Origin of the sequence: Amphibacillus xylanus NBRC 15112, assembly GCF_000307165.1 — a bacterium.
Classification (GTDB): Bacteria; Bacillota; Bacilli; order Bacillales; family Amphibacillaceae; genus Amphibacillus; species Amphibacillus xylanus.
This window is the reverse complement of record NC_018704.1, coordinates 1,960,343-1,974,301: the sequence shown is the minus strand read 5'-3', so window position 1 is coordinate 1,974,301 and position 13,959 is coordinate 1,960,343. Positions and strand designations below refer to the sequence as shown.

Here is a 13,959-nt window from a genome sequence, read left to right as displayed (position 1 = left end):
ATGAAAGTCTACTTCTATTATAACGCTTACATTTTAGTTTTCACAAGGAATCATCATTTGGAGAATCTTCTATATTTTTTAGATTACAAAACATAATTGACCAAATTTCATTACAAGATATGCTATTATACAAGTAACAATCAGCTAGTTATAGGAGCTAAAAAATGAAACAATTAAATGAAAAATCTTTTGACAAAATAATTGATGGTATGCTTGAAGTTGTCGATAAAAGTAAAGATGAGATTTATCAATTAACAGAGTCATCAAGAGAAGAACATAAATTATTAAGTGATGAAATAGAACAGACACGAAAAGCAATTGAATACTTAATTGTAGAAGGGGATGAGCTTGAGCGGAAGGAGCGACTCTATCGAAATCGTCTTGCTCAAGTGAGTAAGAACTTTAATATTTACTCAGAAGAGCAAATTAAAGAAGTATATGAGACTGCCCACGAGATTCAAACAAAGCTAAAAATGGTCCGCGAGCGTGAAATTACTTTAAGACAGAAGCGGGACTTTATTGAGCGCCGGCTTAAATCATTAGAACAAATGATTGAAAAAGGTACTGCACTCGTTTCCAAAGTATCCGTGATTTCAAATTATTTAAATAACGATTTTAAACAGATCAGTGATCTGATTGATAATGCCAATCAGAAACAATCATTTGGGCTAAAAATTATTGAGGCACAAGAAGAAGAACGTAAGCGGATTTCCCGTGAAATACATGATGGCCCTGCACAAATGCTTGCAAATATTTTACTTAGGGCAGATTTAGTTGAACGAACCTTCAGAGAACGAAGTGGTGAAGAAGCTTTAGTGGAAATGAAAAATATGCGCCTAATGGTAAGAGATTCATTACAAGAGGTCCGTCGGATTATTTATGATTTACGTCCAATGGCACTAGACGATTTAGGTCTGATTCCGACAATTCGAAAGTACTTAGCGAACGTTGAAGACTATCATCAAATAAATATCAGTTTGTCCGAGCAAGGTATCCAAGGTCGGTTTGATTCAAAGTATGAAGTCGCATTATTCCGTCTGATTCAAGAATCCATCCAAAATGCCGTCAAGCATGGAGCACCAAAAAATATTCATGTTAATTTTAGAATCGAAAAAAATCAAATTTTCCTCTTAATTAGAGATGATGGGATCGGGTTTGACCTCGAGAGTAAAAAGGAAAATTCCTTTGGACTGATAGGCATGCGTGAACGCGTTGAGATGTTAGACGGTGAATTTTCAATTAAATCACAAATCGGGCAAGGAACGACTGTGTATGTTAAAATTCCATTAAAAGATTAATACAAATTGGTAATAAAAAAGTTTTATTTAGTAAAATCTTGTATAATTAAACCGATCTAAATAATGAGGATAAATATATGCCGGATAGTCATGTTTTTTACATCTTCTTAAATCTGTTTAGAAATCCATACTTTGTTCACAACTTTATGCTATAATTTTGATTTAGGAGGTTGTTCGAATTTTTCTGTCTAGAAAGCAAATGGAGGAGTAGAAATGACTAAAAGAATAGTTATTATCGATGATCATGTTTTATTTAGAGAAGGGGTTAAGAGAATTTTAGACTTCGAAGATTGCTTTGAAGTTGTAGCAGAAGGTGATGATGGTGATCAAGCCTTAGCGCTCGTTGAACAGTATCAACCAGATGTTGTCTTAATGGATATTAACATGCCAAATGTTGATGGCGTCCAAGCAACAAAACGTATTTTCGCTAAGTATCCTGATGTACGTGTGATTATCTTATCAATTCACGATGATGAGAACTATGTGACACACGCACTTAAATCTGGAGCAAACGGCTATCTTCTAAAAGAAATGGATTCAGAAGCACTTATTGAAGCAATTAAAATCGTCAGTGAAGGCGGTTCATACTTACATCCGAAAGTGACACATAACTTAGTTAAGGAATTCCAAAGACTAAGTAAAGTGCAATCTGGAAGTATTGAGGACATAGAATATCGTAAGCCATTACATTTGCTAACGCGTCGCGAATGTGAAGTTCTCCAACTATTAGCTGATGGTAAGAGTAACCGAGCAATTTCTGAACACTTATTTATAAGTGAAAAAACAGTAAAAAATCACGTCAGCAACATTTTGCAGAAAATGAACGTTAACGATCGGACTCAAGCTGTTGTAACAGCGATTCGCAATGGTTGGGTTGAAGTTTTATAATGTTTATATATACTTAAATGAAACAATCTAGTATTGGTTTACCGCTAGATTGTTTTTTTTTCGATCTTTAAAAGGGAATATTTCCCTACTTGAAAATAGTTTGTGAAAGGACTATGATTTCAAAGTGCATTCCGATAGAATAGAAGTAAGTTTGTTTTGTCTATGAAGGTTAGATAAAGTTAAATTTATTTAGATGAGTCAATTTCATAATACAAAATCTAGTTAAGAACACGAACAATTACAAATGAAAATACAATATCATACGTAAATAAAGAAGCCTAATCAAGTGATTAGAACGGCAGGCGGCGACTCCAGCGGGAACAATCGTGTCCGAAGATCCAGTGATAAAAGCTTGGAAAGCTTTTATCAATTAGCTGAGTTTAACGAAGGCAAGCTAAAACCGTCACGTCGTGTGACGACGCTTGCATGACCTACATCCTGTAGGCCCGAAAGCGTCCGCCTAGAGTGGAAATCACCGCGTCACCTGTAACCCAATTGTTCGTGTTTTATAGCCAATTAAGTCATTATGAAATTCATTCAGATATATTAAAAAGGAAGGTTAGGTTCTAAAACATGAAAGTAGCAATCATAACTGATAGTACATCTTATATTCCATTAGAAATTCGAGAGAAGTATAATATTATTGTCGTCCCGTTAAGTGTAACTTTTGGCAACAAATCATATGAAGAAGAAACTGAATTAAGTGCAGATGAATTCTATACACTTGTACGTGATTCAAAAGAATTACCAAAAACCTCACAACCTTCCATTGGTTATATAACAGATAAACTGACTGAGCTCGCCGAAAATTATGATGCGGCGATCGCAATTCACTTATCAAGTGGAATAAGTGGAACATTCAATACAATGCAAACAGCAGGAAATATGGTTGAAGACATTAAAGTTTATCCGTTTGATTCTGAGATTAGCTGTATGCCTCAAGGCTTTTACGTGATTGAAGCAGCAAAAATGGTCGAGGAAGGTAAGTCACCAGAAGAAATTATCGCGCGCTTAAATGAGATGAAGCAATCAATGCGTGCTTATTTCGTCGTTGATGATCTGCAACATCTTCACCGCGGAGGACGACTAAGTGGTACACAAGCACTTGTTGGAAGTATGCTTCAAGTTAAGCCGATTTTACATTTCCACGAAACAAAAATCGTCCCATTTGAAAAAATCCGGACGCAGAAAAAAGCAATTAAACGCATTGTTGAAATGTTTGAAGAGGATGCCAAAACAGGAAGAGCGATTCGTGCAACAGTTATTGATGCAAATGCGCCTGAACTTGGTGAAAGAGTTGCTGAAGATTTACGATCACGCTTCCCAAATGCAACGATTGAAACAAGTTATTTTGGCGCTGTAATTGGTACACACCTAGGAGAAGGTTCATTAGGAATCGGCTGGTACTTTGAATAATTTCTATAACTCCACTGCAATTGTGGTGGAGTTAGATAGTTTTTTGTGAAATTTCGCCTCATGAATTTGCTATCCTCAATAATTAATTTTTCCCATGATCTAAAAAGGAGGACTAAATTTGAACGAATCTGCCAATCGTTTTGCTGGTCGGCTTTTACTTCGTGATGAACTCAATTTATCTGAGTATGAATTTAACCAACTGATTGAATCAAATCAACTCACTCCAATAACCCCAATCGTCAAACACCACTTTAGCTACCGCTGTCTTCGTTGTAACAATACAACGAAACATCTCTTCGGAATGATCCCTTGTGCAAATTGTCAAAAAACACATCCATACTGCCGAAAGTGTATACAAATGGGAAGGATAATGGTATGCACCCCATTATATAGGTGGTCAGGACAAGCACCAAATTGGGAAATTCCAAGTCAATCTCCTCTAGCTTGGCAAGGCAAACTAGCCGAAAAACAACGCCATGCTTCAAATCGAATGATTGAAGCAATTCAAAACAAACAAGCTGAGTTACTTATACATGCCGTTTGCGGCGCTGGAAAAACAGAGATGCTCTTTGAAGGAATCGCTTTAGCGATTACCGAGGGTAAAAGGATTTGTCTTACTTCACCTCGTGCCGATGTTATTCGTGAACTACTACCACGATTTAAACAAGCTTTTCCGACTACGACAATTACCGGTCTATATGGTGGTAGTGGCCAAAATCACCAAACCGCACAACTAACACTTGCGACAACCCACCAATTATTACGCTATGAAGCAGCTTTTGATCTATTGATTATTGATGAAATTGATGCTTTTCCTTATCATGCTGACCCTAGCTTGCCATTTGCAACAAGGCGATCGACGAAACAAGCTGCGACGATTGTCTACTTAACAGCAACGCCAAGGGATGATCTTTTAAAGCGCAAACCACCAACTGTCTTCGTCCCAGTTCGCTATCACGGACATCCATTACCTGTTCCGAAATCCATGATCCAATATAAAATTCCTAAAACAGAATTACCTCACCGTTTTTGGCGCTGGTATCACAATCGCCAAAACAAATCAAGACAACTACTTATTTTCACACCAACCATTAATCAAGCAGAACAATTACGCCCACTAGTTATAAAAAAACTCCCAGACAAAATAATTGCTTCAGTTCATGCTGAAGACCCTGACAGAATTGACAAGGTCCAGCAATTTCGGAATAAGCAAATTGATATTTTACTTACGACAACAATTCTAGAACGAGGGGTAACCTTTCCATCTGTTGATGTCGCTGTTATAGATGCAGGTCATGATGTCTTCGACGAAGCAGCACTTGTTCAAATTGCTGGACGTGCCGGTCGAAGTCCTGATGATCCAACAGGTGAAGTTGTATTTATCCATGACGGTTACACACGAGCGATTAAAGCAAGTATTTTAGCGATTAAGCAAATGAATCAACGCGCAGGATTTTAAGTTATTAATCAAGGAGGATGAAGATGAATTGTCTGATTTGTCATCAATTTATTGAAGCTGATCTTACATGGTCAACGATTTTTAACTTACGACAGCAAGTGCCGATTTGCCGAAGCTGTTCAGCGCAACTAGATAAAATCGGCAAACCACAATGTGAGTATTGTGGTAGAGATGACCAAGTAAAATGTTTAGATTGCGATCGCTGGAAACAGCAAAGCTTATTAACAAAAAACCGTGCTGTTTACCGGTATAATCATTTTTTAAAAGATCTTATCAGTCGATTCAAATATCGTGGTGACTATGCATTAGTTGAAGTCTTTCGCCATGATATGAGAGAGGTTTTTACGACACAATTTAAATCAAATTCAAAGGATACACGTCTCGTACCGATTCCATTAAGTGAACAACGACTGGCATCGCGCGCTTTTAATCAAGCGGAAGCAATAGCACAATTACTGCCATATCCAATCGCACCACTACTTAAACGAACAACAAGTGAAAAACAAGCGAAGAAAAATCGTAAACAACGCTTATCAATGGATAATCCATTTCAATATATAGGAGAAGCTTGTCCCTCACCAGTCATTATTATTGATGATATTTACACAACTGGTGCAACGATTCATCACGCTGCTAGGGTCTTAAAAGAAAACGGAATAAAGCAGATTGCAAGTTTTACATTGGCACGTTAAATGACTTGAAAAACAATTTGTCTAGACGATATATATGTTATAATTAGTCTAGAATTTTCACGAAAAGGTGGGACCGAAGATGGCAGAACTTGATAACTGTCTCCAATGTGGCAAATTATTTGTACGAGCACTTCGTCCGATTTGTCAGGATTGCTATAATATAGAAGAAGAGAAGTTCCAATTGGTTTATAATTTTATGAAGAAAAGAGTAAACCGTGAAGCAACAATTCCCGAAATTGTTGAAGGAACAGGCGTAGAAGAAACATTAATTATTAAGTTTGTCAAAGAGAAACGTTTACGTACAAGTCAGTTCCCGAATTTAACTTATCCATGTGAACGATGTGGGGCTGAAATAGTCGACGGAACGATCTGTGATCAGTGCTCAAATGAAATTGCGAATGAATTAACTTTTCAAGAAGAGTTAAAAGCGATCAATGCCCGAAACGAAGAAGAAGAACGGAAAAAAATTCGGACATACTATACAATTGATAGAGTAAAAAGAAATCGTTAAACATTCAAGGAACTAAGTCGATATATATATTAGAAAAGCAAGCATCGAGAAAGAGGTGAATGGTCTTGAAAATACATGGTTCAAATCAGCCTAGGGTGAACCCTTACCAAAAGCAACTACAAAAATACACACAAACACGTACGGAAAAACAAGTAAAAGCAGATCAGTTGCATATTTCAGACCAAGCAAAAAAAATGCAAGAGTTAGGCGATGTCCACGCTGCTCGTGCGCAATATGTTGAAGCAATTAAAGCAGATGTTGAGTCTGGTATTTATAAAGTTGATCCTAATAAAGTCGCTAAAGGAATTTTGTCCTTTTGGAAAAACTAAACAACTAGAGCCGGCTGGATAAGTTGGCTCTACTTTGAATTTTAGACTGAGTGAGAGAAGGAGCGTTTGGCCTCATGTCAATAGACCACATTACAGTAGTGCTTGAACGACTTGTTCAAGTACATCAAAGCTTACTACAATTGTCCTTAACTAAAACAGAGCTGTTAAAAAAAGGAGCCATTGAAGAGGTTCAACGTATTTTAAAAAATGAACAAAAGCATATTCAAGCCATTGATAAATTAGAAAAAGAACGATTAAAAGCTGTTGATCAGTGGGCAGCTAAATTTGGACTGACTGATGATCAGAAAAATGTCACGACGTTACTTGAGAAAGTAGAAGATGACCGTGAACGAGATCAGCTTGAACAAGTTTCAACAGAGCTTGCAAAAGTTTTAGTTGACTTAAAAGCACAAGAGAATCTCAATCAAGAACTGACAGAACAATCACTGCAATTCGTGCAGATGAACTTAGATTTATTAAGTCCAACGATTGAACAAGTAAACTATGGTAACAAACGAAATCAAGATGATCCCCAATCGAAACGATCAACATTTGATTCGAAGGCTTAGGAGGATAATAAATGGTATCAACATTTCATGGATTAGAAATGGCAAAGCGAGCATTAAATGCACAACAAGCTGCCTTATATACAACATCACATAACATTTCCAATGCCAATACAGTTGGATACACGAGACAACGGGTAAACTTTGCCCAAATGAATTCCATCTCAGCAAGCCGCGAACCAGGTGGTATCGTATCTGGGGTTGGAAGTGGCGTTGAAGCGGGTTCAATTGAACGAATTCGAGATCAATTTTTAGATACACAATATCGGAAAGAAAATAGTAAATTTGGTTACTATTCAACGAATGCAGATGCACTCAGACAAATGGAGAATTTACTCAATGAACCAACAGAAGAAGGTCTGGCATTTGTTTTAGAAGACTTCTTTAACAGTCTTCAGGATTTAAACGGTAGTGCTGATCACTCCGGAACAAGAACTGTTGTTGCACAAAGAGCAGAGGCAGTCGTTGAAACATACCGTTACCTCTCATCATCTTTACAAGACGTACAAGATGATCTGAAAAATCAAATTGATGTAACAGAAGTGGATATCAACTCAATGCTCCGACAAATTGCCAACATTAATAATGAAATCGCTGGAATTGAGCCACACGGGCTCGTACCAAATGATCTTTATGATGAGCGTGATCGATTAATCGATGAACTTTCGACATTGGTTGATATCGAAGTATCATATACGAAGAGTTCAGGCCAACCGAGTCCAATTGCAGAAGGAATTGTGACGGTTAGATTAAGAAATGGAACGGATCGAATTAATTTAGTTGATGGTGAATCACGTTCACATAGCGAGATAGCGATTGAAGCAGATGATAATAATAACATTACCCAAATCACGATTACGAATGATCATGAAGATGTTAACTTAGCAACAACAATAGAAGCTCATGATTATCAATCAAATGGAACATTACAAGCACTATTTGAAATGAATGGTTATGTTAAGACCGACGGCACCACAATAGGTGGTTATTATAATGATGTGAAAGCTGACTTAGAAACAATGTTGGTCACTTATGTTGATGAATTTAACCGTGTTCATGCAGAAGGAACGGATTTATACGGTAATTCAGGTGGTGATTTCTTTGTTTATGATGTCAACGACCCTTTAGGAACAATTGCTGTTAACGAAGCAATTTTGACTGATCCAGATCTCATCGCTGCAAGTATCGATGGTTATAGCGGTGATGGTACAAATGCGATTAATCTTGCTGAAGTTTATAATGACCTTGATGTCGGCTTAGGGACGCGTACATCTGTGAAAAGTTTTTACCAATCGCTAATTGGTGAATTAGGTGTCCGAGCTGCCGAATCAATCAGAATGCAAAATAATAGTGACGTCCTACGTCAACAAGTTGAAGAAAACCGAATGGCAGTTAGCTCTGTATCACTCGATGAAGAAATCAGTAATTTAATTAAATTCCAACACGCATATAACGCTGCAGCTAGAAGTATGACTGCAGTTGATGAAATGCTCGATCGAATTATTAATAATATGGGCTTAGTCGGAAGGTAGGCGAGATAAATGCGAATATCCCAAGGTATGATTTCTAATAACATGTTAAAAAACATTAGCAGTAGTTATGGAAATCTAAACAAGTATATGAATCAATTTTCAACTGGTAAAAAAATCACTAAACCTTCAGATGACCCTGTTGTCGCGATGAAGGGGATGAATTACCGTTCACAGCTTTCAAATATTAAACAATATGAACGAAACTTAGGTGAAGTAAATAATTGGCTGAATAACGCCGATGAAGCGATGCATGAAGTGACTGAAATGCTACACCGAATTAATGATCTAACACTTCAAGCAGCCAATGGTACAAACGATACAGACGATCGAATGAATATTGCAAAAGAAATCGATCAGCTTATTGATCAAATGGTTAACTTAGCAAATACTCGTGTGAATGATAAATATTTATTCAACGGAACCGATACAACAGGTCAAGTAGATCCGCTAACTGGTGAAAGAACACCACCATTTATTCGTCAAGATGATGGAACTTTTGTTGTATCAAATAATACAAATGATGTATTAATTGAAGTGTCAGCAGGCGTGCGATTCAAGGTGAACTCTGATCCATCAAGTGTCTTCTCAGAAGATTTATTCAATGATCTTCAAGCACTTGTCAATGATTTAAACGATCCTGATGTAGAGGCTTCTACTTTAGACAATCATATTGGTAAGCTAGAAACTCATTTAAACAATACACTACAAGAACGTGCCCAAATCGGTGCACGAATGAACCGAGTCGAACTAATCGAAAATAGATTGAAAAATCAAAGTGTCAGTGCAGAACAAATGATGTCAGATAACGAAGATGCTGATACTGCAGAAGTTATTATGAATTTAACGATGCAGGAATCAATCCACCGTGCAACATTAAGTGCAGGCGCACGGGTTATGCAACCTACTTTATTAGATTTTCTCAGATAAATTAAGTCGTGAGCTAAAGAGCAAGTTAATGCTATCTTTAGCTCTTTAGTTATTTAATCAAGTTAGAAATGAGAGGAAGTGATTCCTTTGCGTTTACCACAGGTCCGCATGCAATCACAGCTTGCCCAAATCTCAATCCATACACAAAACGCACATCAAGAGATCAAGCAGCCTAAAGCAACCCAGGAAATTCAGCAACCATCTGCTGATTTTTCAATCCGGACTAGACCAGGTAAATTGACGATTGATCAATCAAAAGCATGGTACGATATGGGGTTAAAGAGCCCACTAGTATCACGTAATGATTGGGCACGTGAAGGCTACCAAAACTTTATGGAAGCAATCGCAAAACGCAGACGAGAAGGCGATGAATTAATGAAAATTGAAAATGGTGGTAATCCACTCATTGCCCAAGCGACGCGTAACGCACATAAAGATCCGAAAATGGTTAACATTAAATTTATTCCATCTGTTTTTTCAGTAAAAACAGATTATCAACCAGCAGAAGTTGATATTCGTATCGAACCAAATCAACCGATAATTCGCCATACAACCAATAAACCGATCATGACATATACACCAGGACGTGTTACAACAGGGATTAAACAGGAACAAGATTTAGTTATTGATTTTGACAATCTATACTATCGAAGCTTCGGCTTTGAAATGTTAATTTAAAAGAAGGGTCTGAATGATGAAAATACAAACGAAATATTTTGGTGAAGTTACCATTTACGAAGCAGATATAATTACCTTTCCAAACGGTATTTTAGGTTTCCCTGATGAAAAGAAATTTATTTTACTCGATATTCCTGATAACCCATCATTTCTCGTATTGCAGTCAATTACTGATGCCAATATCGCCTTTGTTGTCATCCCACCACATCAGCTCTATCAAGACTATGAGCTGAAAATTGACGATGCAACACAGGAATTACTAGAAATTGAATCAGAACAAGACGTCACATTATTAAGTATCGTCACATTAAAAGAAAATTTTGCAGACAGCACGATTAACTTGCAAGCACCACTGATTATTAATTATAAGAAGAAGCTTGCTAAGCAATACATCACGAACAACAAACGACATGCGATCCAAACACCGATTACAGCTAAACAGAAGCGGGGGAATTAATCATGCTCGTCCTAACCCGTCGATTAAACGAAGCGATCCAAATTGGAGAAAACATAGAAGTCAAAATTGTCGCAATTGAAGGCGATCAAATTAAACTCGGCATCACCGCACCTAAAGAAATAGATGTGCATAGAAAAGAGATTTACTTAGAAATTCAAGAACAAAATAAACAGGCATTGAACAATCAACTTAATATATTAGATCTATTAAATAAAAAATAATTTTTTTATAAAAAAGATTAAACATTTTAAATGATAGTCCGATATACTTATTGAAAGCAATAACAGGATGAAAGACGGCCGCTTTTATCCTGATGCTTGCCACAAGGATGTGGCATTATAATAAACAATTCAAGGAGGAAAAAGAAATGAGAATTAACCACAACATTGCGGCGTTAAATACACACCGCCAACTAACAGGTAACACAAACAACGTACAAAAATCATTAGAAAAACTATCTTCAGGTTTACGTATTAACCGCGCAGGAGATGACGCTGCAGGTCTTGCAATCTCTGAAAAAATGCGTGGTCAAATCCGCGGTCTTGAAATGGCACAAAAGAACGCACTTGACGGCATTTCATTAATCCAAACAGCAGAAGGTGCATTAACTGAAACACATGCGATTTTACAAAGAATGAATGAATTAGCAGTTCAAGCTTCAAACGATACAAACATGAACGTAGTTGATCGCGATGCAATGCAAGAAGAGTTAAACGCATTAATTGAAGAAATTAATGATATTGCGGGAAGAACAGAATTTAACACACAAAACTTACTGGGTGGAAAATTCACTGGGAAGGTATTCCATATTGGTGCAAATCAAGGCCAAAACATGACTGTATCAATTGATGCTATGGATGCATCTAGTATTGGTATTACAAAAACTGTTACTTTAACAGCAGAAACATTAGATGCTGATGTAGCAAAAGACCTTGGTTTTGTTGATGGTAGTGGCGATGGATTAGCTGGAATTCAAGCTTTAATGGATGGAGACGAAGTTTTCGCTATTCAAGTTGAAGTAGATGGAAATAGTACTTATGTTGCTGTAGAAGGTGTAAAAGTCAATGATGCTAAAGATGGAATTGAAGCTAAGGCTGACGCTGTAGTACTTGTTGATGCAAATGGTGATGAATTATCAGCAGGGAATGTTGAATTCCCAGGATTATCTATCAGTAGCCAGGAAGATGCAGATGCAGCAATTAAAACAATTCAAGATGCTACAAACGTTGTTTCAACTCAGCGCGCTAAATTAGGTGCGATCCAAAACCGTCTTGAGCACACAATCAACAACTTAGGTGCTTCACAAGAAAACCTAACAGCTGCTGAATCACGTATCCGTGACGTAGATATGGCGAAAGAAATGATGGAATTCACTAAGAATAACATCCTTACTCAAGCTGCACAATCAATGCTAGCACAAGCTAACCAAACACCTCAAGGTGTCCTACAATTACTACAATAATTGTATAATTAATTTAAATAAGACTCTAGCCAAATTTGGTTGGAGTCTTTTTTTACAAAAAAACAAAGTAATGGTTAAATAAGCTATAATATTACATAGAAAAACAAAATTAGAGGTGACGTATGAAAAATATAGACAAACAAGAATCCCAACAACTAATCAATATTATTAAGACTATGATCGAAGCAACCGAACACTTTCAAAAACTAATCAGAGAAAAACAACTCGATCATGCAGTAAATATGTTTACATCAATCGTTGAAGGACTAACTAAACTAGACCCAGTATTCAAACAATTAAACGATCAGCAACTAACGAACGAAAAAAGAAAACTAGACAACGCTGTTTTACTAATCGCAAAAGAACTTGAACAAGAAAAAGATTTGAAAGTTTTAGAGATTACGCAATTTAATTTGTTGCCGAATTTGAATAGAGTAATAACGATCATTAAAAAAGAAAATTAAACTAATTTTAGCAGACTGTGTATTTTAGAACGTTATCTTTATAATATATAGTGAAGTAGAAATTGTGTTTAGGGAGGCATGGTCACGTATAAAAATTTTAAATAAATAATCTAAAAAGGTGGGGAAGCCGGGATTTTAAAATCGTAATAATTTAGTTTTATGAAGAAAGCTTATGTTTTTATCTACCGACACACTAATTACAAGTGTGTTTTTTTGTTTTACAAAATAAACTTACAATAAGGGAGAAATGATTCAATGGGAGAAAAGAAAAACTTTGAGATTGCAAATAATGAATACAATGAAAAATTCTATCAAATGAAAACAGATGAAACATTAAAAAACATTGAGGATTATAGCATATATTTAGTAAGTTATGTGGAATTACTATCAAAAACAATGGAAGATAAAAATTATTTGACGGAAAATACTCTCCTAAATTATAGAGGAATTGCTTTAACGTTTTCGTCACCTATTGAAAAACTCATTAACAGCAATCATAAACTTGAGAATAAGTTTACACAGGATGAGATTGCTGCTAAACGGGGCGTTCTAATTCAATATTGGACTAATTTGGGATCTTTATTAGAAAGTTCACTTCAAATGTTTTTAGCTGTTTATCATGAAGATTACCTGAATAGTTTCTGGGGTAGCTGGAACAACAACTCTATTAAACAGGTTGAGGAAGCAATAAAATTATTTAATGATGATTTAAAGAAAATTGTAAAAAATAATCAGAACTTAAAAATTGAAGGATTGACAGGGAAAAATAGAAAGAGCCTGATAAAGAGTATAAAGGATTTTATCAAGAAAAAGAAAGAAATACCATCAATTAATAAGATAATGTTATCTGAATTAATCGATTTTTATGTAGCTAATAAAGTCATTTTTAAGCACTTTAATCAAGCCGAATTAGAGGTAATTAGGAATTACCGAAATAATGTACATTTATTTGGAGATAAAATGATTGGTAGCTATGATGAGATCAATAAATTTTCTAAAGAAGTTTTAAGCCTATTGATAAGCATGATAAACCAACTCCCGCCACTACCCGAAGAAATTATTATAAAAGAAAGTTTTTGTATGGAACAAGATCGACTTATGAAGCAAATTCAAGATTGGAAAGATAAATGATTTTGACAAAGTTTACCTATAATTATATTAACTAATTAGTGAATGCGGTTGTCTAAAGTATTTTTTGTGATAGCTAAGAAAAAGAATAGTCATCGTGAGGTAGCCAAACCAATCATTGCTTCTCACGATGACCAATATTTAATCCAGAT

16 protein-coding genes are annotated in these 13,959 nt (G+C 36.0%); all 16 read left to right on the top strand.

From position 1 onward, the window contains the following. Nucleotides 1-164: 164 nt before the first annotated feature. The 16 genes from AXY_RS09645 (at nucleotide 165) to AXY_RS09570 (ending at nucleotide 13,810) form a co-directional block, all read left to right on the top strand. A complete protein-coding gene (locus AXY_RS09645) occupies nucleotides 165-1,298 on the top strand; it encodes a sensor histidine kinase (protein ID WP_015010620.1) in 1,134 nt (377 codons plus the stop codon). Nucleotides 1,299-1,511: 213 nt separating this feature from the next. After that, a complete protein-coding gene (locus tag AXY_RS09640) occupies nucleotides 1,512-2,186 on the top strand; it encodes a response regulator (RefSeq protein WP_015010619.1) in 675 nt (224 codons plus the stop codon). A gap of 573 nt (nucleotides 2,187-2,759) precedes the next feature. Further along, nucleotides 2,760-3,602: a DegV family protein gene (locus AXY_RS09635; protein WP_015010618.1), complete on the top strand. Its 843-nt coding sequence runs from the start codon at nucleotides 2,760-2,762 to the stop codon at nucleotides 3,600-3,602. A gap of 118 nt (nucleotides 3,603-3,720) precedes the next feature. Next, nucleotides 3,721-5,061 carry a DEAD/DEAH box helicase gene (locus AXY_RS09630; RefSeq protein WP_015010617.1) on the top strand — a complete coding sequence of 447 codons (1,341 nt, stop codon included), beginning with the start codon at nucleotides 3,721-3,723 and terminating at the stop codon, nucleotides 5,059-5,061. A gap of 23 nt (nucleotides 5,062-5,084) precedes the next feature. Beyond that, on the top strand, nucleotides 5,085-5,753 hold the full coding sequence (locus AXY_RS09625) for a ComF family protein (protein ID WP_041450167.1): 669 nt from the start codon (nucleotides 5,085-5,087) through the stop codon (nucleotides 5,751-5,753). 79 nt (nucleotides 5,754-5,832) lie between these two features. Next, the gene (locus tag AXY_RS09620) at nucleotides 5,833-6,264 is read left to right on the top strand and encodes a TIGR03826 family flagellar region protein (RefSeq protein ID WP_015010615.1); all 432 of its coding nucleotides are present in this window, start codon (nucleotides 5,833-5,835) and stop codon (nucleotides 6,262-6,264) included. Nucleotides 6,265-6,323: 59 nt separating this feature from the next. Continuing rightward, nucleotides 6,324-6,593 carry a flagellar biosynthesis anti-sigma factor FlgM gene (flgM, locus tag AXY_RS09615; protein WP_015010614.1) on the top strand — a complete coding sequence of 90 codons (270 nt, stop codon included), beginning with the start codon at nucleotides 6,324-6,326 and terminating at the stop codon, nucleotides 6,591-6,593. A 74-nt stretch (nucleotides 6,594-6,667) separates the two neighbouring features. Further along, entirely contained in the window at nucleotides 6,668-7,162 is a 495-nt protein-coding gene (locus AXY_RS09610) for a flagellar protein FlgN (protein ID WP_015010613.1), read from the top strand. An 11-nt stretch (nucleotides 7,163-7,173) separates the two neighbouring features. Further along, entirely contained in the window at nucleotides 7,174-8,691 is a 1,518-nt protein-coding gene (flgK, locus tag AXY_RS09605) for a flagellar hook-associated protein FlgK (RefSeq protein WP_015010612.1), read from the top strand. A gap of 9 nt (nucleotides 8,692-8,700) precedes the next feature. Next, nucleotides 8,701-9,618, top strand: a complete 918-nt coding sequence (gene flgL / locus AXY_RS09600; protein WP_015010611.1) for a flagellar hook-associated protein FlgL — start codon at nucleotides 8,701-8,703, stop codon at nucleotides 9,616-9,618. Nucleotides 9,619-9,705: 87 nt separating this feature from the next. Then, entirely contained in the window at nucleotides 9,706-10,296 is a 591-nt protein-coding gene (locus AXY_RS09595; protein WP_015010610.1) for a DUF6470 family protein, read from the top strand. Nucleotides 10,297-10,309: 13 nt separating this feature from the next. Beyond that, on the top strand, nucleotides 10,310-10,753 hold the full coding sequence (fliW, locus tag AXY_RS09590) for a flagellar assembly protein FliW (protein ID WP_015010609.1): 444 nt from the start codon (nucleotides 10,310-10,312) through the stop codon (nucleotides 10,751-10,753). Between the two features lie 2 nt (nucleotides 10,754-10,755). Beyond that, complete coding sequence (gene csrA / locus AXY_RS09585) at nucleotides 10,756-10,974, top strand: carbon storage regulator CsrA (RefSeq protein ID WP_015010608.1); 219 nt, start codon at nucleotides 10,756-10,758, stop codon at nucleotides 10,972-10,974. Between the two features lie 146 nt (nucleotides 10,975-11,120). After that, the gene (locus AXY_RS09580) at nucleotides 11,121-12,215 is read left to right on the top strand and encodes a flagellin N-terminal helical domain-containing protein (RefSeq protein WP_015010607.1); all 1,095 of its coding nucleotides are present in this window, start codon (nucleotides 11,121-11,123) and stop codon (nucleotides 12,213-12,215) included. Between the two features lie 122 nt (nucleotides 12,216-12,337). After that, nucleotides 12,338-12,679 (top strand): hypothetical protein, encoded by a 342-nt coding sequence (locus tag AXY_RS09575; protein WP_015010606.1) that lies wholly within the window; start codon nucleotides 12,338-12,340, stop codon nucleotides 12,677-12,679. Between the two features lie 255 nt (nucleotides 12,680-12,934). Continuing rightward, entirely contained in the window at nucleotides 12,935-13,810 is an 876-nt protein-coding gene (locus AXY_RS09570) for a hypothetical protein (RefSeq protein WP_015010605.1), read from the top strand. The last annotated feature ends 149 nt before the right edge of the window (nucleotides 13,811-13,959 follow it).

Bases quoted from the DNA above. Each gene is read 5' to 3' on its own strand.
- AXY_RS09645 (WP_015010620.1), top strand. From the start codon at position 165: ATGAAACAATTAAATGAAAAATCTTTTGACAAAATAATTGATGGTATG.
- AXY_RS09640 (WP_015010619.1), top strand. From the start codon at position 1,512: ATGACTAAAAGAATAGTTATTATCGATGATCATGTTTTATTTAGAGAA.
- AXY_RS09635 (WP_015010618.1), top strand. From the start codon at position 2,760: ATGAAAGTAGCAATCATAACTGATAGTACATCTTATATTCCATTAGAA.
- AXY_RS09625 (WP_041450167.1), top strand. From the start codon at position 5,085: ATGAATTGTCTGATTTGTCATCAATTTATTGAAGCTGATCTTACATGG.
- AXY_RS09620 (WP_015010615.1), top strand. From the start codon at position 5,833: ATGGCAGAACTTGATAACTGTCTCCAATGTGGCAAATTATTTGTACGA.
- flgM (WP_015010614.1), top strand. From the start codon at position 6,324: ATGGTCTTGAAAATACATGGTTCAAATCAGCCTAGGGTGAACCCTTAC.
- AXY_RS09610 (WP_015010613.1), top strand. From the start codon at position 6,668: ATGTCAATAGACCACATTACAGTAGTGCTTGAACGACTTGTTCAAGTA.
- flgK (WP_015010612.1), top strand. From the start codon at position 7,174: ATGGTATCAACATTTCATGGATTAGAAATGGCAAAGCGAGCATTAAAT.
- flgL (WP_015010611.1), top strand. From the start codon at position 8,701: ATGCGAATATCCCAAGGTATGATTTCTAATAACATGTTAAAAAACATT.
- fliW (WP_015010609.1), top strand. From the start codon at position 10,310: ATGATGAAAATACAAACGAAATATTTTGGTGAAGTTACCATTTACGAA.
- csrA (WP_015010608.1), top strand. From the start codon at position 10,756: ATGCTCGTCCTAACCCGTCGATTAAACGAAGCGATCCAAATTGGAGAA.
- AXY_RS09580 (WP_015010607.1), top strand. From the start codon at position 11,121: ATGAGAATTAACCACAACATTGCGGCGTTAAATACACACCGCCAACTA.
- AXY_RS09575 (WP_015010606.1), top strand. From the start codon at position 12,338: ATGAAAAATATAGACAAACAAGAATCCCAACAACTAATCAATATTATT.
- AXY_RS09570 (WP_015010605.1), top strand. From the start codon at position 12,935: ATGGGAGAAAAGAAAAACTTTGAGATTGCAAATAATGAATACAATGAA.